At 67.3% G+C, this 23,076-nt stretch carries 20 protein-coding genes and 1 pseudogene; 9 read left to right on the top strand and 12 right to left on the bottom strand.

What is annotated here, in order from left to right:
- Positions 1-338: 338 nt before the first annotated feature.
- The 3 genes from AB0M56_RS48885 to AB0M56_RS48875 are packed head-to-tail and all read right to left on the bottom strand — an operon-like array spanning position 339 to position 2,037.
- Positions 339-752, bottom strand: coding sequence for a hypothetical protein (locus tag AB0M56_RS48885; protein ID WP_364190034.1), 414 nt, complete (start codon positions 750-752; stop codon positions 339-341).
- A gap of 13 nt (positions 753-765) precedes the next feature.
- Complete coding sequence (locus AB0M56_RS48880) at positions 766-1,626, bottom strand: hypothetical protein (protein WP_364190031.1); 861 nt, start codon at positions 1,624-1,626, stop codon at positions 766-768.
- 48 nt (positions 1,627-1,674) lie between these two features.
- Entirely contained in the window at positions 1,675-2,037 is a 363-nt protein-coding gene (locus AB0M56_RS48875) for a hypothetical protein (RefSeq protein ID WP_364190028.1), read from the bottom strand.
- 105 nt (positions 2,038-2,142) lie between these two features.
- On the opposite strand from AB0M56_RS48875, the gene AB0M56_RS48870 reads away from it, so the two are divergent.
- Complete coding sequence (locus AB0M56_RS48870) at positions 2,143-2,751, top strand: DUF3558 family protein (protein ID WP_364190025.1); 609 nt, start codon at positions 2,143-2,145, stop codon at positions 2,749-2,751.
- A gap of 537 nt (positions 2,752-3,288) precedes the next feature.
- On the opposite strand, the gene AB0M56_RS48865 is transcribed toward AB0M56_RS48870, so the two are convergent.
- From AB0M56_RS48865 to AB0M56_RS48855, 3 genes are all read right to left on the bottom strand, one after another.
- Positions 3,289-3,453, bottom strand: a complete 165-nt coding sequence (locus tag AB0M56_RS48865; protein ID WP_364190022.1) for a hypothetical protein — start codon at positions 3,451-3,453, stop codon at positions 3,289-3,291.
- Positions 3,454-3,570: 117 nt separating this feature from the next.
- The gene (locus tag AB0M56_RS48860; protein ID WP_364190019.1) at positions 3,571-4,869 is read right to left on the bottom strand and encodes an FAD-dependent oxidoreductase; all 1,299 of its coding nucleotides are present in this window, start codon (positions 4,867-4,869) and stop codon (positions 3,571-3,573) included.
- Positions 4,866-5,768, bottom strand: coding sequence for an LLM class flavin-dependent oxidoreductase (locus AB0M56_RS48855; protein WP_364190016.1), 903 nt, complete (start codon positions 5,766-5,768; stop codon positions 4,866-4,868). The genes AB0M56_RS48860 and AB0M56_RS48855 overlap by 4 nt, the downstream gene beginning before the upstream one ends.
- Positions 5,769-5,884: 116 nt before the next feature.
- On the opposite strand from AB0M56_RS48855, the gene AB0M56_RS48850 reads away from it, so the two are divergent.
- Entirely contained in the window at positions 5,885-6,229 is a 345-nt protein-coding gene (locus tag AB0M56_RS48850; RefSeq protein WP_364190013.1) for a helix-turn-helix domain-containing protein, read from the top strand.
- Positions 6,230-6,310: 81 nt separating this feature from the next.
- Here the strand turns inward: AB0M56_RS48850 and AB0M56_RS48845 are convergent, their stop codons facing one another.
- The 3 genes from AB0M56_RS48845 to AB0M56_RS48835 are packed head-to-tail and all read right to left on the bottom strand — an operon-like array spanning position 6,311 to position 9,314.
- On the bottom strand, positions 6,311-6,739 hold the full coding sequence (locus AB0M56_RS48845; RefSeq protein ID WP_364190010.1) for a VOC family protein: 429 nt from the start codon (positions 6,737-6,739) through the stop codon (positions 6,311-6,313).
- A 14-nt stretch (positions 6,740-6,753) separates the two neighbouring features.
- Positions 6,754-8,460, bottom strand: coding sequence for an MOSC domain-containing protein (locus tag AB0M56_RS48840; RefSeq protein WP_364190007.1), 1,707 nt, complete (start codon positions 8,458-8,460; stop codon positions 6,754-6,756).
- Positions 8,460-9,314 carry a DUF427 domain-containing protein gene (locus AB0M56_RS48835; protein WP_364190004.1) on the bottom strand — a complete coding sequence of 285 codons (855 nt, stop codon included), beginning with the start codon at positions 9,312-9,314 and terminating at the stop codon, positions 8,460-8,462. Before AB0M56_RS48835 ends, AB0M56_RS48840 begins: the two co-directional genes overlap by 1 nt.
- A gap of 107 nt (positions 9,315-9,421) precedes the next feature.
- On the opposite strand from AB0M56_RS48835, the gene AB0M56_RS48830 reads away from it, so the two are divergent.
- The 3 genes from AB0M56_RS48830 (at position 9,422) to AB0M56_RS48820 (ending at position 16,564) form a co-directional block, all read left to right on the top strand.
- Positions 9,422-12,178: an AAA family ATPase gene (locus AB0M56_RS48830; protein WP_364190037.1), complete on the top strand. Its 2,757-nt coding sequence runs from the start codon at positions 9,422-9,424 to the stop codon at positions 12,176-12,178.
- A 337-nt stretch (positions 12,179-12,515) separates the two neighbouring features.
- Complete coding sequence (locus tag AB0M56_RS48825; RefSeq protein ID WP_364190001.1) at positions 12,516-15,227, top strand: BTAD domain-containing putative transcriptional regulator; 2,712 nt, start codon at positions 12,516-12,518, stop codon at positions 15,225-15,227.
- A gap of 161 nt (positions 15,228-15,388) precedes the next feature.
- Positions 15,389-16,564 carry a serine hydrolase domain-containing protein gene (locus AB0M56_RS48820; protein WP_364189998.1) on the top strand — a complete coding sequence of 392 codons (1,176 nt, stop codon included), beginning with the start codon at positions 15,389-15,391 and terminating at the stop codon, positions 16,562-16,564.
- Positions 16,565-16,598: 34 nt separating this feature from the next.
- On the opposite strand, the gene gcvH is transcribed toward AB0M56_RS48820, so the two are convergent.
- A complete protein-coding gene (gene gcvH, locus AB0M56_RS48815) occupies positions 16,599-17,000 on the bottom strand; it encodes a glycine cleavage system protein GcvH (RefSeq protein WP_364189995.1) in 402 nt (133 codons plus the stop codon).
- A gap of 251 nt (positions 17,001-17,251) precedes the next feature.
- On the opposite strand from gcvH, the gene AB0M56_RS48810 reads away from it, so the two are divergent.
- Entirely contained in the window at positions 17,252-17,899 is a 648-nt protein-coding gene (locus AB0M56_RS48810) for a response regulator transcription factor (RefSeq protein WP_364189992.1), read from the top strand.
- 68 nt (positions 17,900-17,967) lie between these two features.
- On the top strand, positions 17,968-19,128 hold the full coding sequence (locus AB0M56_RS48805; protein WP_364189989.1) for an acyl-CoA dehydrogenase family protein: 1,161 nt from the start codon (positions 17,968-17,970) through the stop codon (positions 19,126-19,128).
- Positions 19,129-19,251: 123 nt separating this feature from the next.
- On the opposite strand, the gene AB0M56_RS48800 is transcribed toward AB0M56_RS48805, so the two are convergent.
- Positions 19,252-19,926, bottom strand: coding sequence for a DUF4232 domain-containing protein (locus AB0M56_RS48800; RefSeq protein WP_364189986.1), 675 nt, complete (start codon positions 19,924-19,926; stop codon positions 19,252-19,254).
- Positions 19,927-20,324: 398 nt separating this feature from the next.
- Here AB0M56_RS48800 and AB0M56_RS48795 point away from each other — a divergent pair.
- Both AB0M56_RS48795 and AB0M56_RS48790 read left to right on the top strand, forming a co-directional pair.
- A pseudogene (locus tag AB0M56_RS48795) lies at positions 20,325-21,070 on the top strand (SDR family oxidoreductase).
- Between the two features lie 130 nt (positions 21,071-21,200).
- Positions 21,201-22,055 (top strand): LLM class flavin-dependent oxidoreductase, encoded by an 855-nt coding sequence (locus AB0M56_RS48790; RefSeq protein WP_364189983.1) that lies wholly within the window; start codon positions 21,201-21,203, stop codon positions 22,053-22,055.
- A 447-nt stretch (positions 22,056-22,502) separates the two neighbouring features.
- On the opposite strand, the gene AB0M56_RS48785 is transcribed toward AB0M56_RS48790, so the two are convergent.
- On the bottom strand, positions 22,503-22,913 hold the full coding sequence (locus AB0M56_RS48785) for an EndoU domain-containing protein (RefSeq protein WP_364189980.1): 411 nt from the start codon (positions 22,911-22,913) through the stop codon (positions 22,503-22,505).
- Between the last annotated feature and the right edge of the window lie 163 nt (positions 22,914-23,076).

Raw genomic sequence — 23,076 nt, 5'->3', positions numbered from 1 at the left:
GTCATCCAACCCGGACACCCAGGCCACCAGATCATCATCGCTCAACACAAGAGCGACACACTACACGGCAAGTATCACGAAGTGCGGCTGGAGTACTAGGCAGGGTCTGCCCGGGCCGCCGTGACGCTGCCCGCGCCCGTGCCGCCTCGGGACGGCGCTGGGAGATAGCGGACCGTGACTGCACAAGTCCCGACGCGACTGGGCCACGACCACGCTCTGCTACGACCAGCTCCCACCAGGGCGCACCGCGCGGAACAGTGGATGGCGGCCCGGCACGACGCCGACGTTCGCACCGCCATGGCCATCGCTCCGCGCAGGCAGGCTTCCAGAACAACCCCCTACCTGGGCGGGCCTTCATAGAAGACTGGATGATGCCCCACAAAGTCGGCATCCCAGATACCAGCTAGTCGCGCCGGCTCCTCGACCTGGCGGAGGATTTCCTCGGCCTCTTGGTCCCAATCGGGACCATGCATAAAGAGGTACCGGGCATAGCAAAGCCGGGAGCGCACATCGTTGACCCCGATCGCGAAGAGTCTTTCATATGTCGCCTTGACCACAGCCACTGGGAGGCTGAGCCCGACGTCGTATCGCAATACCTCGCCTAGGCGGTATGCGGAGGTTTCAGCCTGCACAAGCATGAGAAGCGCATCGGCAGCGCGGCCCCACTCCTGCGGCGTCCAGGCCTCAGATGGGTCTACGTGTTCAGCCTGCCGTGAATACTCTCGGGCAAGTTCGATGGTGTCGTTCCACATCGGGTCAGATCCTTTAAGGAATCCAGTAGGTGGGAATATCATAGCGTTGCAACTGTGGAATGTATACGGCGCGATACTCGACATTGTAGCCGTTGAGCGCAATCTGGAAGGTAGAGGCCCCTGCCTTACCTCCGGTTGCGACCTGGGTTGCGGCGCCGACCCGCGCAGCGAGGTCTCTGGCCACTGCAGAGTCCACGACATCTCTATCCAGAACGGAGGTTATGTCCGCCGATGTCGCCGCATGATCCGAGCGGTACCCATGACCACTCTCAACACGAATCTGCACACCGCTGACATAGACATCACGGATAAGGTCTTCGCCCGCAAACGAGTCTTTGAACGCTAGGGGCCCAGCTTTTGCAACCTTTGCGCCCAGTGACTCCAATTTGCCAAGCTTGCCGAGGATCTTTCCGCCGAGCTTACCGAAGATGCCGCCGAAAATGCCCATTGCAGCGGATGTGCAAGGCAGGGCGCTGCCGTTGTCGGCACAGTTTTCAACGTCGGAAGCCGGAGAGAGTTTGTAAGCAATTCCGCCGAGCCATTTGCCGAAGTCGAGCAGATCTCCGTAAGTTGGGCGGCTCCCATGGTTGTCCTTGAGCGCGGCCGCGCCCATGGCGTTGATGTCTTCCGAGCGCTTCCAGTAGCCGTTTTCATCGAGCACCTTGGTGGTGTCGAGGTTCGGGTCTTTTCGCGCAGGTGGGGAGCATGGGTTCGTGGCCGTCGAGTTCGATGCGGCTGATGGGGTTGCCGCCGGTGAAGGCGTAGCGGTTGGCGGTCCAGGGTCGGTGCCGAGGTTGAGGTCGGCGAGGGCGCCGTTGTAGGAGTCGCGGGTGGTGAAGCGGTTGATGCTGGGGTTGTAGTCGCGGAAGCCCATGTCGTAGCTGCCGGATGCGCTGTTCTAATATGTAAGTAAATGACCAACTTATGCCGCAGTACCAGGCCATGCCGCGCCCGCAACGTTGGCCTCGACGGGACGCGGATGGGCCTCACGCAGGTTTCCGTTCGCCGTCGGGCGGCGTGGTCGGCGGCTTCCCTGCCCGCCGGCCTGCTTCGCGGCGTAGTCGATCACCGGGGAGCCGGCCAGCTCGCCCTGCGCGCGCTCGGCGGTGAGTGCCAGGTTCACGTCGGTCCGGGCCTGCAGCTGGGTGACGTCGATGGCGAGCTTGCCGGCCGTGGTGCAGTCCTCGGAACGTTTCTGCAGGTCATCAAGCAACGTCGGTTCTGCTTCGTCGCTGGCGGGCAGACCCGGATGGGCTGAGCTGGCGCAGGGGTTCCCTGCGGCCACCGGCGACGAGCCAGAAAAGCGGCACTGACAGCGAAGTTTTCGTGACAGAGAGGACATAGCCCCCATCTAGGACAATCAACGAGCGGGCAGGTACTGTGCCCGCTCGTGAAACTGAACCGCTCTGACAGAAAGAGCTTCGTAGCCGCATCCTCCATTGTGGCCTTCACAGCCGGCGCATTACTTCTCGCCGGCTGCTCATCATCGGACACATCGAGCGCGGCCTCTTCCGTCGACTCAACGGCCACAACGGCCGCGACCTCTCCAGCGAGCCAGGCGGCGCAGGCCGACGCGGCCGCCGGATCACCGAGCGACCCCTGCACGTTGCTCAGTGCTGACGCAGTCGCCCAGGCGTACTCGATCGACAAGGTGACCAGCAACGCAAAGGCACCGCAGAAGGCGAGCAACGGCCTGACGACCTACATGTGCGAATACCACAACGCGGCAACCGACTCGTCGCTCGGTGCCCTGGCGATCAGTCCCACTGACCCTTCCGTGACTCCGGAACAGGTCATTGCCGCGTGGCAGAACCTGCCAGGTGCCAAGCCTGTCAGCGGTGTCGGAGACGCCGCTGTGTACACCGGCCAGGGGCAGGGCTCCATCCTCGGAGCCGCCAAGCACACCAGCGAAGCCACCGTCGCTGTGATGTACACCGGTCCTAAGGCGGCACAGGACAAGCTGGCCGTCCTGGTCCGCACCGCCATCGACGGCCTCTGAGCGGATCCCGCCACGGTACGCCGGCAACGCCTGTGCAATGACTCGCGCGACCTGAAGACGCTCATCACCGACATCCACAGGACGAGTGTTTGGGCAGCGGTTCCTGGCCCAGTCCGGACGGTCCGAGTTGGCCCAGGTGAGGCCTGCGGGCAGCGCCAGCGCGGAGTCCAGGACGGCCAGTCGGACAGTCGATTTTGACCCACCCCTGCATGGGTGGACTCGGCGGTTGCGCGGCGGCACGGGTGCCGGTGCGGGCGGGCGTTAGCTGTGCGATCCGAGTATTGGCCTCGTAGCGAACCGCGAGCTTGTCGTACCTCGTGGCCACGGCGCGGTCGCGCTTGAGCTGGTTGATTCCGCGTTCCACGGCATGACGCTGCTTGTGGATCTCCGGGTCCACCATGGGTGGCCGCCCACCGGCACGGCCTTTGGCCTGCCGGTGGGCGGTCGGGTGGCCGCGGATCCGCCCGTAGTCGATCCGCCTGGTCCAGACCGTTGCGCACCCCTGAGAACGTGACATTGGCGCGGACACGGCATGCGTTACAGATCTCTGCTGCGGAAACAGTTCGCGCAGGCGTGGGTCGCGCCGAGCTCCAGTGCGAGTTGGCGCTTCTCCGGCACCGGGTCGATCGCGACGATCACGCCCGCACGGTCGACGACCGCTCCGAGCACCGCGGCCAGGCTGACGCCGCCGAGGCCCAGCACGCAGACCGCGTCGCCGGGCTCGAGAGCCGCGGCGAGTGATCCCCTTTTACCAGCACCTCAAACGAGAAGCCCGGCACGCCAAACGGGGATGACCCGTGTTGCGTCGAGTAACAGCTTTTACACCGAGTAAGCCGGGAACAGACCGTTCGGGTCGACGCGGTGTTTAAGGCGTGCGAGGCGTTGACGCGTCGGGAGTGGAAACGCGAGGTCGGCGATCGCGCGGTCGCCGTCGGCGTCGAAGTTGACGTAGGCGCCGGTGAAGTGGCGGGCCAGTGGTGTGATCGACTCGTCAAGCGTCACGATGTTGCCGGCGCCCCAGACGGTGCCGACGATCATCGCGGACTGGTGGCGGTGGGCGAAGGCGGTGGCGTCCTCGTCGACGTCGCCGATCGCGCCACCGAGGGCGCGGATCTGGACCAGCACCTCGGGTGCACCCGTCAGGCCGAAGACCCGGCGCTGGACGTCGTCGTCCAGTTTGTCGACGAATCCGTTGCGGACGAACGAATCCTGCTGCCCCACGTTGGGGTGTTCGTGTGCGACCGGCACCAGCGCGCGGTAGGGCATCAGCTGGGCAGCGCTGTCGCGCACGGGGCCGAGGTCGCCGAGTGGCCGGAAGACCCGTGACGCTGTCGAGGGATCGTCGCCCGCGTACACGGCGGTGAGCTGGGCGGTGGCCGTTCCCTTGCGGCCGCCGAAGAGGGTCATCGTTGCGGTGAGCTCGCGGGGAGCGGTGCGCAAGTACTCGTCCCACGCGACCAGCGAGCTGCGGGCGTTGCTGACCTCGACCTGCAGCTGGGCCACGGCGACCCGGGTGATCTTCACCGCCTCGAACACGAACGCGGTGACGATCGCGAGCGTGCCGCCGCCGCCGCGAAGGCCCCAGAACAGCTCGGGGTCGCGGTCTGCGTCGACCGTGGTGATCGTCCCGTCGGCCAGCACGACCTCGGCGGCCCGCAGCCGGTCGATGGTCAGCCCGTACTTGCGCACCAGCCAGCCGATCCCGCCCGCGGTGGCCAGTCCGCCGACCCCGACGTTGCCGTGGTCACCCGAGCTGAGCGCGAGCCCGTGCTCGGCGAGCGTTCTGGCGACGCGGCCCCACCGGGCACCGGCTTCGATCCGCACCAGACGGCGTCCCCGGTCGACGACGTCCACGCGGTGCAGTCCGGAGAGGTCGATCACGATGCCGCCGTCGTTGGACGAACGCCCGGACATCGAGTGGCCACCGCTGCGGACCGCGAGCGGCAGGCCCGTGTCGTGCACCATCTCGAGCGCGGCGCGGACTTCTTCGGGCGAGCGCGGCAGGATGACCGCGGCGGGCGAGTGGACCCTGGTGTAGGTCGAGCGCAGCAGCCGGTACTCGGGGCTACCCGGTCGGACCACCCGGTCGGCCAGCGCCGGCGGCACCGTGATCTTCATCGGGGCGCCACCGTGGTCCGTGCTGCGAGTGCCTCGCGGACCCGCGGGATGACTTCATTGCCGAACACCGCAGTCTGACCGACCGGATCGGTCATCGGCCAGAACACGAACCCGTCGAAACCGAGGCGGTCAACCCAGTCGACGATCCACTCGACCCAGGCGTCGACCGGCCCGGCCAGGTCCGCCGCTCCCGGCGCGCCGACGACACCCTGCACGTTGTAGATCCGGCGGATGCTCGCCGGCTCCCGGCCGACCGCCGCGGCGGCGTCGTCGATCGCAGCGCTCAGGCGCGGCACCATCGCCGGCTTGAGGTAGGAACTGCCCGGCGCCAGCCACCCGTCGGCGGCGCGGCCGATGACCCCGAGCATCTTCGGCATCCGGCCGCCCACCCACAGTGGAACGGGCTCGGCGGGGCCGCCGCGGTACCCGCGCACATCGAGTTGGCCGGTGTGCAGCTTCACGATGTCGCCGCGCAACGCTGTGCGCATCAGCTCGATCGACTGCTCCGCGTACTCGATCATCGCCCGCCCGGACCGGTCGACACCACCCATCGCCGGGATCGGCCCGCCCGACGCGCCGGCACCGACCCCGAGGACGACGCGACCACCGAGCAGCCGCGACAGCGTGGCAGCGGATTTCGCGAGCATCGTCGGCGGGCGGAGCCCGAGGTTGGCGACATTCGGTGTGTACGTGATCGATCGGGTGTTCGCGGCGAGATAAGCGATGAGCGTCCAGGTGTCGTAGAACTGCGCCTGGTACGGGTGGTCCTGGATGCCGATCAGGTCGAACCCGCTGTCCTCGGCCGCCCGCGCGAGGGCGACGAGCTCGCCCGCGGGCACGACAACGGGATCGACGTTCACTCCGAACGTCACGGTCCGCCCGGTGTTCGTTTCGATCATGGTGCTTCTCCTTCGTGAGCCGAAGCCCACAATCCGCCCGGGCACCACGCTCCGCAAACACAAGGTAAGTGAGTTACTATTAGTAAGTGATCAGCAAACCGGCCACGTTCCGAGACGTGGGTACGATCGACGACGAGTCGTGCCGAGAGTTCCAGGGCAGCATCGAGCTCGTCGGTCGCAAGTGGAGCGCCGCGATCCTTTTGGCCCTCGCCCGCGGGGCGCAGAGGTTCGGCGAGGTGCACCACGCCGTCGACGGCATCTCCACCCGGCTGCTGGCCGTGCGTCTCAAGGAACTGGAGAGCGAGAACCTCGTCGAGCGGACCGTGATCCCGACCACGCCGGTCGAGATTCGTTACACTCTCACCGAATCCGGCCGGGAGCTACTGGTCGGACTCATGCCGCTGATCCAGTGGCAGCAACGATGGCGCGTCGATCCCGGGCGGCAAGGTGCTCAGAGCTGACGACGGCAGCGAACCGTCTGGCGCCAGTTGATCGCTCGGCCAGGGAGCCAGTCAGTGACAGGGGACTCAGAGGCATCTCCGCTACGGTTGGTACCCGATCTCCTGCACGACCCACGTATTGCCGTCCGGGTCGGCGAAGTCGAACGCGCTCGCGTAGTCACGGCGGTCCTGCGCGAGACCCGGTTCCCAGTCGCCCTGCCAGGTGTCGGCGTTCTTCTTGTGGCGGAGCGGGCCGGGGGCGACGCCGCGGGAGGTCAGCTCGCGGTGGGCGGCCTCGGCGTCGGTGACGGCGAGGTAGGTGGCGCGCGCCGAGCCGGGGCCGGCGTCGGTGAGACCGGTGCCGAGCTGGATCGAGCAGGCCGAGCCGGGCGGGGTGAGCTGGACGACGCGGAAGCCGTCGCTGGGGTGGTAATCGACGTCGAGGGTGAAACCGACGCGGTCCCTGTAGAACTCGAGCGCCTTGTCGACGTCGCTGACCGAGAGGGTGAGGACTTCGAGAGCCCAGTTCATCGGGGGATTTCCTTTCACATGTCCAGGACGAGGTCGGCGTGTGGGGTGGAGCAGCACAGCAGCGCCTGGCCGGCGGCCGGTGGCTCCAGCGGTGCCGGCGCGTAGTCGACGGCGCCCGACAGCACGGGGGTGAGGCAGGTCTGGCAGACGCCGGTGCGGCAGCTCCAGCGGGCGGGCACGTCGCACGCTTCGGCGAATTCCAGCAGGCTGCCGCCGGGGAACGGGGCGGCGACGCCGCTGCGGGCGAAGGTCACCACGGGTCCGGTGCCGGGCGGGCCTGGCGGCGGGTGCGGTGGGCGGGTGGTCTGTCCGACCAGCCCGGGGTTGATGGCGTCGAGGGCGGTGAACAGTTCGGTGTGAATCCGTGCCGGGTCGAGTCCGGCCGCGGTCAGCGCGGCGGTCATGTCGGTCATGAACGCGGCCGGCCCGCAGACGTAGGCAGTGGCGTCGGCGGGCACACCCAGCTCAGTCAGCGCGTCCTTGGTCAGCCGGCCCGCCCGGGCGCCGGCCAACCTACGTTCGGCCTCCGTCGCCCGGCTGTAGAACACGTGTGAGCAACCCTGTCGCAGGGACCCCACCAGCTCGCGCGCCTCGATCGCCAGCGGGTGCTCCGCCGGTCCGCGCGCACCGTGGATCCACCACACTTCGCGCGAGCTGCCGCGCGCCACCAGGTCGTACAGCATCGCCAGCACCGGCGTGACACCGATGCCGGCCGAGACCAGCACCACCGGACCTGCGTCGTCACCGAGCACGAAGTCCCCGCGCGGGGCCGCGACGTCCAGCGTCGTACCGACCGGCACCTGCGTGGTCAGATAGGTACTCGTGACGCCCTCCCGTTTGATGCTGATCCGGTAGCCGTTCGCCCCCGGGGCGGACGAGAGGGAGTAGCTGCGAACTGGCGCCGGCGTGGCGGCCCCAGCGACCCGGATCGTCAGGTACTGGCCCGCGCGCGTGGCGGGGAGCGCACCGCCGTCTTCGGCTTCGAGGTACACCGACGACACCGAGGTGCTTTCGGGTTCGACCGCAGTGACCAGTAGTGGCCGGAAGCCGTCCCACGCGGGCCCGGCCGGGGTGTCCTGGGCGGCCAGCAGGTCTTCGAACGACTGCCGCCAGCCTGGGCTCAGCGCGGGGATTTCGGCGGCGAGCTTCAGCTTGTCGGTGTCCTTGGCGGGTAGGTACAGCAACGCGTCGACGTCGACGACGCTCAGCGCGCCGGGCCCGGTGTGGGTCTTGACGATCTCGTCGCCGGCTGTGACGTGGCCTTCGCGCAGCACCCGGAAGTAGAACCCGGGCCGGTGGTGGGCCACCAGCAACGCCGGCAACTCAGGTTCTCCCATCCGCAGGCCGACGCGATAACACGTCACCCGGGGCTGGGTCACCTCGAACTCAGCCTCACCGATGCGGTAACGGTCCCCGATGCACACCTCGGCATCGGCCAGACCCTCGACGGTGAAGTTCTCTCCGAACGACCCGTACTCCAGCTCCTCACGGCCGAAATACTTCTCCCAATGCCGGTACGAGTCGAGCTGGTACACGAACACCGCGCGCTGCTCCCCACCGTGACCGGCCGTGTCGCCCTGCCCGTCACCGTCGATGTTGAGCCGGCGCACCCTCGCCGGCCCCTCGACCGGCCTCTTCCACACTCCCGTGTGGACGGTCTTGCCCTGCCAGGACACGTCCTTCGGCATGCCGAGGTTGACCGACAGGAGCGTCGCGGTCATCACTTCACCTCGTCGAGGGTCAGGTCGCGGTCGAGGCCGTGCGCGACCACCGTCTGACCGGGTTCGAGTCGCAGGTGGACGCCATCGAGGTGCACCTGCACCTTGTCCGGCTCGAATGAGACGAATCCGGACACCTGCTGCACTCCCGACCACGCGCTCTCATAGGACCATGCGGCTCGGCGCTGGCCGGCGATGTCGAAGTAGCTGCAGATTCCTTTGTACGGGCAGAACGTCTGGCCCTTGGCGGGCGCGAGTACCGAGAAGTCAACGTCGTCGCGGGGCAAGTACCACCGTGGTGCGAAACCGGATTCGTACAGCGCCAGCGGTCGGGTGCTGTCGGCGACGACCCGGCTTTCGTGGTGCACGGTCAGGTGCCGACTCGTCTTGCGGATGTCGATGCGGTGGTAGGGGTCAGCGGCGTGCCCGACCACGCGCTCATCCTCCTCGTAGAACGCGTCCATCGCGCGCCACGCGAAGGCGACGCGTCCGCGGAGTTCGGCCGCGTGGCCGCGCAGTTCGACGTGCTCGTACGCCGCGCGCTGCTTGACGGCGTCCCCGGCGGCGACTGTGTACCACGCCGTCGGCCCGAAGTCGCGGTGGCGAGTGGTGTGGTCGGTCGGCTCCAGAACGCCGTCGACGACGTCACCGACCGGGAAGTAGGCGACCGGGTACCGGCCGGGTTCGTGCAGGAGCACCACGTCTTCGCTGTCGGCGATCCACGTCTCACCGAACCGCACGCGCATCCGCCGGCGCAGCGGTTCGGCGAACGGCATCCGCTCAGGCAGAGGATCCGGCACGAGGAACCGGCCGACCGCGCCCGGCGCGAGCGGACCTTGCTGCCAGGACAGGCCCATTGTTCCTTCCCTTCCACGTCGGTGGACGCCCCACTGTGTTCCACCCGCCGGACGGGATGCATCCGCCAGTGGCCAGCGACCCGGCGAGGTACGGTGAGCCGGTGCGGATGCCGTCGGACTCGTCCGGTGCGCGGCGCGCAGCGGACCTGGTGGGCCGGCGCGCCGAATGCACAGTGCTCGACGCACTGGTGAGAGACGTTTGCGCGGGCCAGAGCCGGACATTGGTGGTGCACGGGGAACCCGGCGTCGGCAAGACCGCCTTGCTGGAGCACATCAGCGGCGCGCCGGGATGCCGAGTGGTGCTGGGTGGCGGCGTCCAGTCGGAAATAGAGGTCGCGTACGCCGGGCTGCATCAGGTGTGCGCGCCGTTGCTCGGCCACCTCGCTGAGCTGCCGGAACCGCAACGCGCGGCGCTCGGCACGGTGTTCGGGCTCAGCGCCGGGCCGGCGCCCGATCGGCTGCTTGTGAGTCTCGCCGTACTGAGCCTGTTCTCCGCGGCCGCCGAGCGCGAGCCGCTGCTCTGCCTGATCGACGACCAGCAGTGGCTCGACCGCACCTCGGCGCAGATCCTCGCTTTCGTGGCACGAAGGCTCGGGGCCGAAGCCGTCGGCGTGGTGTTCGCGACCCGCGACGCCGGTGGCGACCTCGCCACGCTGCCCGGGCTCCGCGTAGAAGGCCTGCGCCCGACCGACGCCCGGGCGTTGCTCGACGCGGTGCTCCCGGGCCCGATCGACGCCCGCGTACGTGACCAGCTCGTGGCCGAGACCGACGGCAATCCGCTCGCGCTCCTGGAACTCCCCCTCGGCCTGACTCCGGCCGAACTTGCCGGCGGGTTCGGGCTCCTCGGCGCAACGCCGTTGCCGGGGAGTATCGAGGGCACCTTCGGCCGACGCTATTGCGTGCTCGACGAGCCTGCCCGGCTCGTGCTGCTCACCGCGGCGAGCGACCCATCCGGTGATCCCGCCCTTGTCTACCGCGCGATCGCCGGACTCGGAATAGAAGCCGACGCCGCGACGGCGGCGCAGGAATCGGGGCTGGCTGTCCTGGGTGCGCACATCCGGTTCCGGCACCCCCTTGCGCGCTCCGCCGTCTACCGTTCGGCCACGCCGGCCGAGCGGCTTCGCGTGCACCGCGCGCTCGCTGAAGCCACCGACTCGCGGGCCGATCCCGACCGCCGCGCCTGGCATCGCGCACAGGCTGCACCCGGGCCCGACGAAGACGTTGCCGCCGAACTCGAATTGTCGGCGGATCGCGCCATGGCGCGCGCCGGCCTTGCCGCGGCAGCCGCGTTCCTGCAGCACGCGGCTGCCTTGACGCCCGACCCCGCACGCCGGGTGGGGCGCGCATTGTCCGCGGCCCAGGCCGCGCTGGCGGCCGGCGCACTCGACGCGACCGTCGACCTGCTTGTCCTCGCCGAGGCTGGGCCATCGACCGACCTCCAGCACGCGGAGGCCGGCCTCATCCGGGCGCAGCTGGCCTTCGTCACGAACCGCGGTAGCGACGCGCCCCTTCTGCTGGTGCACGCGGCCCGGCGGCTGGAGACCGTCGATCCCGAACTGTCGCGGGCGACCTACCTGGACGCGCTGCACGCCGCGATCTTCGCCGGGCGCCTCGCAGGCCCGGGCGGGGATCTGCTGGAGGTCGCGCAGGCGGCAGCCAGCGCTCCTCCGCCGCAGCGCGAACCCAACGCGCCAGACCTCCTCCTGGACGGCCTGGCTATCTCCGTCAACGACACCTACGCGGCCGGGTTGCCGGCATTGCGTAAAGGCCTAAGTGTCTTCGGCGCCGGCATGCCGGCCGAGGAGGAGCTGCACTGGCTGTATCTGGCGAGCATCATCGCTTTACGGATCTGGGACGACGGCACGTGGGACGCGCTGTCGGCCCGTCATCTCCGCCTCGCCCGGGACACCGGCGCGCTGAGCGAACTCCCCCTGGCGCTGACGTCGCGCTCGTACCTGTTGCTGTTCTCCGGCGACCTCGCCGGCGCGGCATCGCTGAGCGACGAGGTCCGCGCCATCGAGGAACTGACGGGCAGCAACATCGCCCCCTACGGCGCGCTGGGCCTGGCCGCGTTCCGCGGCGACGAGACCGTGGCGCGAACCGTGATCCACGACGCCATCGGCGACGTGACCAGCCGCGGTGAGGGGGTAGGGATCACGTTCGCCGAGTGGGCGATGGCGGTGCTGTGCAACGGCCTCGGCCGCTACGACGAGGCGCTCGACGCCGCGCTGCGCGCCACCGAATACGACCACGATCCCGGGCAGCTGGTCTGGGTCCTACCCGAACTGATCGAGGCCGCCGTGCGCAGCGACCACCACGACCTCGCGCTCGACGCTCATGTCCGCCTCACCGCGATGACGAACGCCGCCGGCAGCGACTGGGCTCTGGGCATGCAGCTGCGCAGCGAAGCCTTGCTGGCCCAAGCGAACGCAGCCGGGGGCCTCTACCGCGAATCGCTCGAGCACCTCGGCCGCACGCGGATGCGCGTCCAGCTCGCCCGCACCAACCTGCTCTACGGCGAATGGCTGCGGCGGGAACGCCGGCACCTCGACGCTCGCGAACACCTGCGTACGGCCCACATGCAGCTCGAGTCCATGGGAGTACGTGCGTTCGCAGACAGGGCCGGACGTGAACTGCGCGCCGCGGGCAGCACCGTCAGGAAGCGGGTCGACGCCGTGCGTTTCGACGAACTGACGGCACAGGAAGCGCAGATCGCCGCGATGGCCCGCGACGGCTTATCGAACCCGGAAATCGCGACCCGCCTGTTCATCAGCGCGCGCACTGTGCAGTATCACCTGCACAAGGTGTTCACCAAACTCGGCGTCACATCACGCAGCCAGCTCGTCCAGGTCTTGCCGCACTGAACTGACGCGGCGAGTCCAAGGCACCTCGTCTGGGCGATGCCTTGGCAGACACAACTTCTCACTGCCTAATGGAACTGTAAGGTTTCCCTGGCCGGTTCTGGCCACGCCGGTAGGTAAGGTGCGGCAAGTGGATCGAGGCACTCCAACCTCACCCTCGCCCTTCCTCAGGGCGGCACAGCATTTCAGGAGTGCGCTCACTAGGCGGCGAAGGCGGGGGAGAACGGGCTAGGGCTGGTGCGTGATGTCACTTGACTTCCAGCTCCTGGGCAACGTAGAAGTCCTCCGCGACGGCGTGCTGCACCCGGTGGGCGCCACGGGTCCCCGCACGGTCATGGCTGTGCTCCTCCTCGATGCCGGGCAGCCCGTTTCGCTGCATGACCTGGTCATGCGGGTGTGGGGAAATCGTGCGCCGAACAGCGCCCGCGGCATACTGCACAGCTACTTCTCGCGCCTGCGCACGGCACTGGCGGATGAGCACCAGATCGTGCGCCGTGGCCACGGCTACGTACTCGACGCTCCTCCGGAGAACGTCGACGTCCACCGGTTCCGGGAGCTCGTACGGCGCTCCCGACGCGCCGCCGCGGCCGAGGCCGCGCTGGCGCTGTTCGACGACGCACTCGGCCTGTGGCGCGGCGAGCCGTTCGCCGGGCTCGACAGTCCGTGGTTGCGCGAGTTCCGGGCCGCGCTGCACGCCGAACGAGCAGGGGTACTGCTGGACAGGGCCGATTTGGCGCTCGAACTCGGCCGCCACGCGCAGGTGTTGCCGGGACTTACCGTCCGCGTCGAGCAGTATCCCTTCGACGAGCGCCTCGCAGGCCAATTGATGGTTGCGCTACATCGGACCGGCCGGCAGGCCGAAGCGCTGCTGCACTTCCAGCAGGTCAGGAAGCTGCTCGCGAGCGAACTCGGCGTCAACCCGGGGCCTGCGCTGAGGGCCGTTCACCAGGAAATTCTCACCGGCGATGCCGAGATGAGCGAACCGCGGAGGCAGTCTGCACCCGGCGTCATCAGCCCTCAGCCACATGACTTGGATGACGAGGATGTCCTACCGCCGTTGATCCCTCGCCAGCTACCGGCCCCGCCCCGCTCGTTCACCGGACGTGAAAAGGAACTGGAGGTCTTGTCTGCGACGCCGGCGCCCGTCTCGGTCATCGTCGGCCCCGGCGGTGTCGGCAAAACCGCGCTCGCCTTGCACTGGGCGCACGAGCACGTCGGCGAGTACCCCGACGCGCAGCTCTTCGTGGATCTGCGTGGGTTCGACCCGTCCGGGGAACGCGTGTGCCCTGACGCCGCGATGCGCACGTTCCTCATCGCCCTGGGGGTGAAACCCGCTGCGATCCCTCGGGACGGCGCCGCGATGAGCGGGCTCTTCCGCAGCCTCGCGGCGGACAAGCGTCTGCTCGTGATCATCGACAACGCACGCGACGTCGACCAGATCACGCCACTGTTGCCCGGCAACCCACAATGCTCGGTCGTGGTCACCAGCCGCACCCGGCTGACGGGACTCGTCTCGCGCCACGGCGCCGATCTGATCACCTTGGACGTCCTCGACGACAGCGACGCTCACGATCTCCTCGTGACCCGGCTGGGCCCCGCGCGCGCGTCCGCAGAGCCCGCGGCCGTCAGGCGTCTCGTCGACGCCTGTGCCGGTCTCCCCCTGGCGCTGAGCATCGTCGTCGGCCGCGCACAGGAACATCCGGACTTCTCGCTCACTTCGCTCGCCGACGAGCTCGTGGACGCGAGCTCGACGCTGAACGCGCTGGACGTGGACGCGGATCTCGGTATCCGGGCGGTGCTGCTGACATCGTTCGCGGCGCTGGACGACGAAGCTGCGGATCTGCTCATGCTGCTGGGTCTGACCCCGGGCGCCGATATCGCTCTCGATACCGCGGCTTCTCTGGCCGGGAAGACCTACGCCGCCATCCGCACCGCCCTTCGCGCCCTCGAGCGAGCGTCGTTGGTCCGCCAGTACCAGCCGGGACGGTTTCGCATGCACGACCTCGTCCGCGCGTATGCGCGTGAGCAAGCGGAACGAAACCTGGGCCTGGACCGGCGTGAAGCCGGCCTGCGTCGGCTCGTCTCGTTCTACCTGCACACCCTGGTTCGCACTGTGCAGCTCGCCGACCCCGGCCGTCCACCCATTAGCCCCATTCCGCTGCCCGTCGGCTGCACGCCGGTGCCCCTGCGCGATCGGTGCGAGGCGCTGCGATGGGTGACCGCCGAAGCGGACAACATCGCGGCTGTCCGCGTGACGGCAAAGATGCTCGGCTGGCACGAAGCCGTATGGCAACTCGCTTGGGGCAGCAGTTCCTTGTACGCCACGCAGGGCAACCCTGGCGAATCGCTGAGCATCTGGCAAGACGCGCTGGCCGCGGCCCACGCTGTCGGCGACGAGAACCTCGAGTGCCTGCCCCACCGCTGCATCGCACAATCCCTCACCCGCACCGGGAACCACGAACAAGCACTCGACCACATCTGCCGGGCCTTGGCCATCGCCGAGCGTTCATCCGATGTGGTCCAGCAAGTCCTCAGCTTGCAGGTGCTGTCCGAGATCCACATGCGACAGCAACACACCCGCGAGGCACTCGACACGATCTCCTCGGCCTGGCGGCTGGTGACCGGCCAGTCTGCGGCGCTGCGAGCAACAATCGCAAACCACTTCGCCTGGTGCATGAAGCTGGAACACCGGTACCCGGAGGCCCGGGAGATGGCCGAACGATCTCTAACCTTGGCCGAGGAAGCGGAGGCGCACAAGCTCCGCCCGACGATCCTGGACACCCTGGGCACGATCCTCGCGGAAACCGGAAACCTCGAACAAGCCGTCGACCGGCTGGAGGAGGCGGTCGCGCTCTTCGGCGACGAACTGTTCTCCGTGTCCGACACGCTGTACACCCTCGGCTGCACCTACCGGACCCTCGGCCGCGACGACTTGGCGGAGAAGAACTTCGGGCAAGCCTTGGAGCTCTTCCAGCAACAACAACGGGGGCGGGAAGCACGATTGGCGCAAGCCGCGCTGGCGGGCCTGAGCGGGCAGGCAGAATCGCCGTGAAGCATCGGCATCTCGTGGTGCGTAAGCGGTGCGGAGCTGCCTGCGGGTGCGAAGTTCGTCGGCTCTCCGGCCAAAACCGTACCAGGCGGCCTCTGTGGTGGCGCAGGATCGAGAGCCCGAACCACGGCACAAAGCGACGCGCCTCGACCGAAGGAAGCCAGATGCCCGTCTCCTCGCCCGCGCCCGTCCACGGAGAAGTCGCGGATGGTTTCGAAAAGGTCGCGTTTGCTTTCGAGCGCAACTTCGCCGAAGGAGGTGAACTGGGCGCCGCAGTCTCCGTCGTGGTGCGCGGGCGCGCGGTGGTCGACCTGTGGGGTGGCTGGGTGGATCCGCAGTGCGCTGTCGAGTGGCGCCGGCAGACCCTGACCAACATCTGGTCGACCACGAACGGCTTGGTGGCCATCGCCGCGCTACAGCTGGTCGAGAGTGGAGACCTCGACGTGGACGCGCCCGTGGCTCGTTACTGGCCCGAGTTCGCGAGTGCAGGTAAGGGCGACATCCCCGTCCGCTGGCTGCTGTCCCACCGCTCCGGCGTGACCGGAGTGCCCCCGGAGCACCCCCTCGGCGTCGACGACCTGCTCGACTGGCCCAAGATGACGCTCGTGCTCGCGGCACAGGAGCCCTTGTTCGAGCCAGGTTCTGTCAGTGGTTACCAGGCGTTGTCCTACGGCTATCTCGTCGGCGAAGTCATCCGGAGAATTACCGGGCAGACGGTGGGCGAGTTCTTCCGTGCCAACGTGGCGCAACCGCTCAACGCCGACGTCCACATCGGCCTGGACCGCAGCGACCTCCAGCGGTGCTCCACGATCGTCGAGCCGGCCGCCGGTGCGGAGCAAGTGGCCGATGCCCTCGCGGCCGAACCCACGAGGGCGGCCCTCGCCGCGCTGGGCAATCCGCACTCCTTGACCAAGAACGTGAATTCAGCTCGTTGGCGCGTCGCCGAGATCCCCGCAGCCAACGGCCATGGAACCGCCTACGGCCTGGCGACGATCTACGGTGCCTTGGTCGACGACTCGGAACGGCTGCTCCGGCGCGAGACGATCGAGTTCGGCCGAACCGGACAGGGCCGCTGCCGCGATGTGGTCATGGCGCTGGACAACGAGTTCGGCCTGGGCTTCACTCTGGGCAGCCACCAGCGAAGCTTCGGCCCCAACTCCCGAAGCTTCGGCCACGATGGTTGGGGGGGTTCGACGGCCTTCGCCGACGTAGAACGCGGTGTCGGCTTCAGCTACGTGATGAACCGGATGGGTACCTCGCTGCGGGACGATCCCCGCAAGATGGTCCTGGTCGAGGCGACCTACGCCTGCCTCTCCGACGCCACCACCGTGATCAGATGACTCCGGCATGACCTCAGGCCAAGGCCCCGTTTGCTCAACCCTCCGTGAGGGATTGGTACTCATCGGAAGTCAGCAATTTGAGCTCGCCGGAAGTGGGCTCTCGGCGGGCCGGGTCCACTCTCACCTCGAGCAACCAGCCGTCACCGTACGGGTCGTCGTTGATGACCTCCGGACTGTCGGAGAGGAGGTCGTTCACCGATGTGACCGTTCCGGAAACCGGTGCGTAGACTTCGGATTCGCTCTTGGTCGACTCGACCTCGCCGAATGGTTCGCCCGCGACGACTGCGTCTCCGACCGATGGCAAGGATACCGAGATGACGTCACCCAGCGAGTCCTGGGCGAAGTCGGAGATTCCGATCCGAGCGAGGTTGTCCGGCAGGAGACGCAGCCACTGATGGTGGACCGTGTACCTGACTTCGGGGTCCAAGTCGGCCATCGCAATACCGCCCTTTCTCGCTGCCGCAGTATGGGAAGTTCAAGCCCCGCTGGACAGCGCTGTGCCTCCATCACGGGGCGTGTTTCACCGAACGGCTAAGAACGATACGTCACTCTGGCCTGGCTGCCGACAGGCATGCTTCTCGTGTTCGAGTGCTCACGGTCCGCAATAAAGAGTCTGTCGACACCCCACCAATGCCGCGGCGGCACCCTGAGGTCATCGCGTGCATACGACAGACAGGAACAACGCCGATGGACCAGATCGCGGCCAGGCCGTGGTACCAACCGGAGGAAGCCCGTGTCCACGTGGCGGGACCGGATGCCCTGACCACCACCGGTCTCACGATGGTCCTCGAAAGCCACGCTGGCATTGCCCGGGCCCGGGAGGGGACGCGTCCCGACGTCCTCGTGTTGGCAACAACGCAGGTGAATCCCGGCACGATGGACGAGTTGAGGACTCGGAGGACTTGCGGGGTGCCGGTCGTCCTTCTCACCGGCGAAGTCCCTGAGGCATCGTTGCTCGCCATGATCGAATACGGTGTCGTCGCCATCGTGGACAGCAAATCGGCCGATGGTGCTGCTCTCGCCGACGCCGTCTTGGGCGCGGCGCGGCAGCACAGTGTCATGCCCAGGGAGACCCTCCGCAAGCTGATCCGCTTGGTGCGGCAGATGCAGCGTGACGCACGGGACCGGATGGGCGTGAACAGCATCGGCCTCACCGAGCGCGAAGTCGAGGTTCTCCGCTTGCTCGCCGACGGGGCGGAAACTTCGGAAATCGCCCGGGAACTCACGTACTCGGAAAGCACGATCAAACTCGTCCTGCACTCCCTCACGACACGGCACAACCTCCGCAACCGTGTGCACGCCGTCGCGTTCGCCCTGCGTGCCGGAGTCCTCTGAGCGGCAGATCACAAGGCGGTTTTTGCCGTGATGCAAACGAAATCAGGTGAGTACTCGTTGAAGGGGTTATGAATTTAGGCAACTCGACCAACCCATCTGAGATACCCGCCGCACTCAAGGCCACTATCCGGGCGGCACAACCAGAGATTGACAAGAACAGTGATCTTCCCGCGCAACTGATCGACGAATTGCGGGAGGTCGGGGCTTTTCGCCTGCTGACCCCCAAGGAGTTCGGCGGTTACGAGGTGTCGCTGGCTGCCGCGCTGAGGGTATACGAGGGCCTCGGCCGGATCGACGCATCTGTCGGCTGGATCGTGTGGAACGCCAATTTCGGCTTCCTCGCAGCGTTACTGGACGAGACGGGTGCAGACCAGGTCTGGCGCAACGGCGACGAGCCGATCTTCGCGAATTCCGGCAGCCCTGGCGTGGCCGTGCCGGTCGAGGGTGGGTACCGCGTTTCCGGGACATGGAAGATCGTCAGCGGAATCCGCCACGCGACCTGGCTCTCGGTCATCGCAGTGGTCACCTGCGACGGCAAGCCTGTGATGACCGACAAGGGCGCACCGGATGTCCGGCTGTTCCTTCTCCGCCCGGGCCAGTACACCGTGCACGACACGTGGCAGGTCAATGGCATGCGCGGGAGTGGCAGCAACGACGTCACCGCCGAAAACGTCGTCGTTCCCGCGGAGCTGGCAGCGCGGTTCGACGTTCCGGCGAGGATCGATCGGCCTTTGTACCGGGGATTCACACCGACCCTCGTGTTCCCCGGGTGCACCGCTGTTGCGCTCGGCGTGGCGCAATCGGCCATCGACGAGACCGTCCGCCTGGCCAAGACGAAAAAGAGCGTGCTGTCCTCAGCGGTGCTTGCGGACCTGCCTACCACTCACGCGGTCATGGGCCGCTCGGAAGCAGCGCTCCAGGCCGCGAGAAACTACCTACTCGACGCGGCGGAAAGCATCGATGCCGCCGGCGAAACCGCCACCCCGGTCACGCTCGGCCAGCGGGCAACCCTGCGCGCCGCGATGAGCCATGCCGCGCAGGTGAGCCGTGAGGTGCTGGGCGCCATGTACGAACTCGGCAGTTCGTCGTCGATCTACGATGGCAACCCTGTCGAGCGCCAGTTCCGCGACGGCATGGTGGCACTCCAGCACGTCAACCACGCCGCCGGCTACTTCGAAGCTGTCGGCCGAGTGCGGTTCGGTATGGACCCTGGGGTTCCCCTGTTCTGAGGGAATCTCAGTCCGACTGGGGTCACCGCCCTGAATGACACCGCATGGATGCCCGGCCGCTACGCGCAGCGGCCGGGCATCTCGGTCTTCGCCGTCAGGAACAGACCGGACTCGGCATCCGCATCAGTTGATGCTGCCGTCACCGGCGACGATCGTCTTCACGGACAGCTGGCTCGTAGGGAGTTCGCTGCAGGCGACTTCCTGTCCGCTGAACGGGATGAACTCGGCAGCGGTGTCGTCAGGCGCATAAACTCGCAAGCCGCGGACCGGCACAGGCCGGCAGGTGTTCTGCGGGAACGCGAGCGCATCCGCTTCGGAGACGGGCGCCGAGGCCATCCGACCCGGTGCAAGGTTGATTTGCGGCCCTTTGGCGCCGACCCTGGAGGCAGCCTTCCCGACCTGTCGGCCTTGATCTCCCGCCACAAACGACACACCAGGAAAGCCGACGATGACGCATGGGTTTTCCCCGGTGTTGGTGAACTGGAGCGCGTAGTTGTTGCTCCCCGCGGCCGCCCCTTCACCTTCGCCGAAGCTGAGCTTCAGCTGCCCAGCCTTGCATTCCGGCGTGACAGGCCGGGGCGGTTCGGCGGCTCCTGCGGGCTTCCGGTCGTGTGTCGCGTCGGCAGCGCTGCTGGCCACCGTCGGTGCGGGCGTGGGGCTCGCCGAGGTGACCGCCTGGTCGCCAGGTGAGGTTGATCCCCCGACGTCGGGAGCCGCCTGACAGGCAGCAGTCAACGCGACCGTCATCGCGCAGGCCGCCAGTACCAAGGACGAAACAGTGATCCGCTGTGAAAACATTGTGACCTCATTCCCCATTGAATTCATCCACTGCTTGTGTACCGAAAGATGCTCGGGGCGGTGGCCTGGTTGCGTCCGTTGGGGAAATTCAGCTCACGGAGCAGAAGCCCGGAACCTGGATTGACCGCGAGGTCAATGACTGTGAGCTTTTCGTTCATGATCCATGAGGTCACGATGAGATACGATCTCTTCCCATGATTGAATGACCTGTGTGAACGATCGCGAGGACGACGTGCCCTGTTCGTGCTGGGTCGCAGCAGCGCACTCGCTCGCGCTACGTCACACTTCTTATCGAAAAGATAGTTCGGCATCGCTTTGCGCAATGCCGGATCGGTGTTTCGGTCATCGTCCTTCATGCTCGCGGTAACCTGGTATGCCTGAACGAGGGGGCTAAAAAAATGGGAAAACTGGACGGCAAAGTCGCGGTCGTCACCGGAGGCAACAGCGGCATCGGACTGGCTACGGCAGAGTTGTTCGTCGCCGAAGATGCGTATGTCTTCATTACTGGTAGGCGACTGGCCGAGCTCGAGAAGGCTCGTGCGCAGATCGGACACGACGTCTCGATCGTGCAAGCGGACTCGGCGAACCTGGACGATCTCGACCGGGTGTTCACCACGGTGCGGGAGGAAAAGGGGTTCCTCGACATCTTGGTGACCAGCGCGGCGATCGGCGAGCAGGTGCTGCTCGCCGACTCGACTCCTGAGCAGTACGACAAGACTTCGACATCAACGCGCGTGGGACATTCTTCAGCGCGCAGAAGGCGCTGCCGCTCATGCGCGATGGCGGTTGCATGACCCTTGTGGCCTCCACCGGGCACGTGCTGGGCATGCCTGGCTACACCGCCTATCCGGCCAGCAAGGCGGCGGTCCGCTCGTTCGCACGGACCTGGGCGAAGGAGCTGGGACCGAGAATCCGAGTCAACTCCATCAGTCCAGGACCAGTGGACACGCCGATGCTGGACGCACAGCACCCGTCCAAAGAGGCCGCAGACGCGGCGCGGATCATGCTTGCCGAGGCCCTGCCTGTCAAGCGGATTTCGCAACCCTCCGAGATCGCCAAGTCGGTCCTTTTCCTGTCCAGTGAGGACGGCAGCTTCTACACCGGATTCGACCTGGTTCTCGATGGCGGGCAGGTGCAGGGCTGATCACTGTGGCCCCGTTTTGTTCGAAGCACCACCAACTACCTGGATTTAGCGGTCCCGCCGGGCCACGACATCGTCGTTCGGCGAGCCAGCTCAGGTGAAACGATCAGAGCATCAAGATGGGAAATCGCGAATGAAGATCGGCACCGGCCTTCCGAATCAGGTGCGCAACCTCGACCCGACTGTGATCCCCTCGATCGCGACTCGCGCGGAAGAAGCAGGGTTCTCGACGCTGGGAACCGTTGGCCGCATCGCCTTCCCCGGGGTGATGGACACCGTCGCCCTCGCGGCGGCCGCCGGCGCGACGCGCCGGATCGGCCTGCTGACCAACGTCCTGCTGGCCACCGTCTGGCCCGCGACGCTGCTGGCCAAGGAAGTGGCGAGCATTGACGGGGTATCTGGAGGCCGGCTGACGCTCGGCGTCGGCATCGGCGGACGCCCGGACGACTTCGTGGTCGAGGGTCGTGGCCCGAAGGGCCTCGGCCGGAGGATCGACGGCGACCTCGAGACCTACCGCAGCGTGTGGAACGGTGATCCGGTCGGGGGAGGGGAGAACGCCGCGGTGCCGAGCGGTAGCCGGCGGGTTCCCCTGTTGTTCGGTGGATCGGCGCCGGCGGCACTGGCCCGCATGGCTCGATGGGGTGAGGGCTACGTTGCCGGCACGGTGCCGGCGGAAATGGCCGGCGAAGCGTTCGCGAAGGCGCGCACGGCCTGGCAAGAGCACGGCCGTGATGGTGATCCTCGCCTCGTCGGCCTCGCCTACTTCTCCCTCGGCGACCCGGATCGCGGCCGTGCCAACGTCCGCGACTACTACAGCACCGGCGGTGACGAGCTGGCCGACTTCGTCTGCAGCGGTGTGCGCACCACTGCAGACGAGGTGCGCACGGTAGTGAAGGAGTACGCCGAGCTCGGTACCGATGAACTCCTGGTCATGCCGACGACCGACGACGTCACCGACATCGAGCGACTCGCGGACATCGTGCTCTGAGCGGAGGCCGGGACAGCGAGGCGGCGCGCCTCGGCTTCCCGCGGTCGCGGCGCCTCCGGGACGCCGCGACCTACTCCCCGCCCCGCACGAGAACGACGCGAACCTGCTCCCGCGCAAGCGTGGCTCGTAGTCGATGCCGCCGACAACGCAACCAACTCCCCGACCTGGCGGCGGCTACTCCAGCCTCGGACGGGACCCGGCTCGAGGTCTCCTCGAACGCCGATCTGGTTTGAGTAGAGGCTTTCGACCACGCGACGACACACGCAGGCATCAAGTGGCGGCGCCGCTCGCCGCATCGAACCGCCTGTGGCGCCGCCGTGGAACCGGCTGACCTGAATCCGCTATTGCAACGCGGCCTGGTCGAAGGTGTTGCGCCACCGGGCAAAGGGCCGGCCAAGGTTTCAGACGTCGAGGGCCGGTCGCGATCTTTCTCGGAGACGCTCACCGTCAAGGTGAGATCACCGGGAAGTAGGTGAGGACTTCTCCGGTGCCGACGTTGTAGTACCCGGCCAGCTCGAGGCCCCGCCACACGCCGGACCACGCCCCCGTCTTTTCGTCGCGTAGCGCCTCCTCCGATCGCCACGCGCCGTCGCCGGCCTGTCTCACCTCGTCGACCGTCCAATCGGCCGGAAAATAGGTGTGGTTGATGAACACCGGTTTGCCACCGCTCCCCGGCTGCCGCTCCGTGGTCATGCGCAGCACCACCGGATAGTCGGCCGGGCGAGCGAGGGCGGGCGTGTGAACCGTAGTGGCGAGAAACGCACGGAAGCCCCGGAGTACCGACCAGAACGCGCGCTGGGGAACCACGTGTCGTGGCCAGGTCTCGTACCGGTTCTCCAGCAGGACGAGTTCGTTCACGAAGTCAACGCTGCAACTGTTCCCGATCAAGGTCCGTTCTTCCGCGCGGCAGCGATCCAGTAAGTCTCCTAAGGGATGTCTCGTAACCCGGTGTGGGTCTGGTTGCCTAGATAGTTGATCATGGTGTGGTGCAGGTGATCTCGGCGTCGCGGTCGGAGTGGAT

Source organism: Amycolatopsis sp. NPDC051372 (genome assembly GCF_040682095.1).
In the GTDB taxonomy this organism is placed as follows: domain Bacteria; phylum Actinomycetota; class Actinomycetes; order Mycobacteriales; family Pseudonocardiaceae; genus Amycolatopsis.
This window is presented reverse-complemented; position numbering and strand designations above follow the sequence as displayed.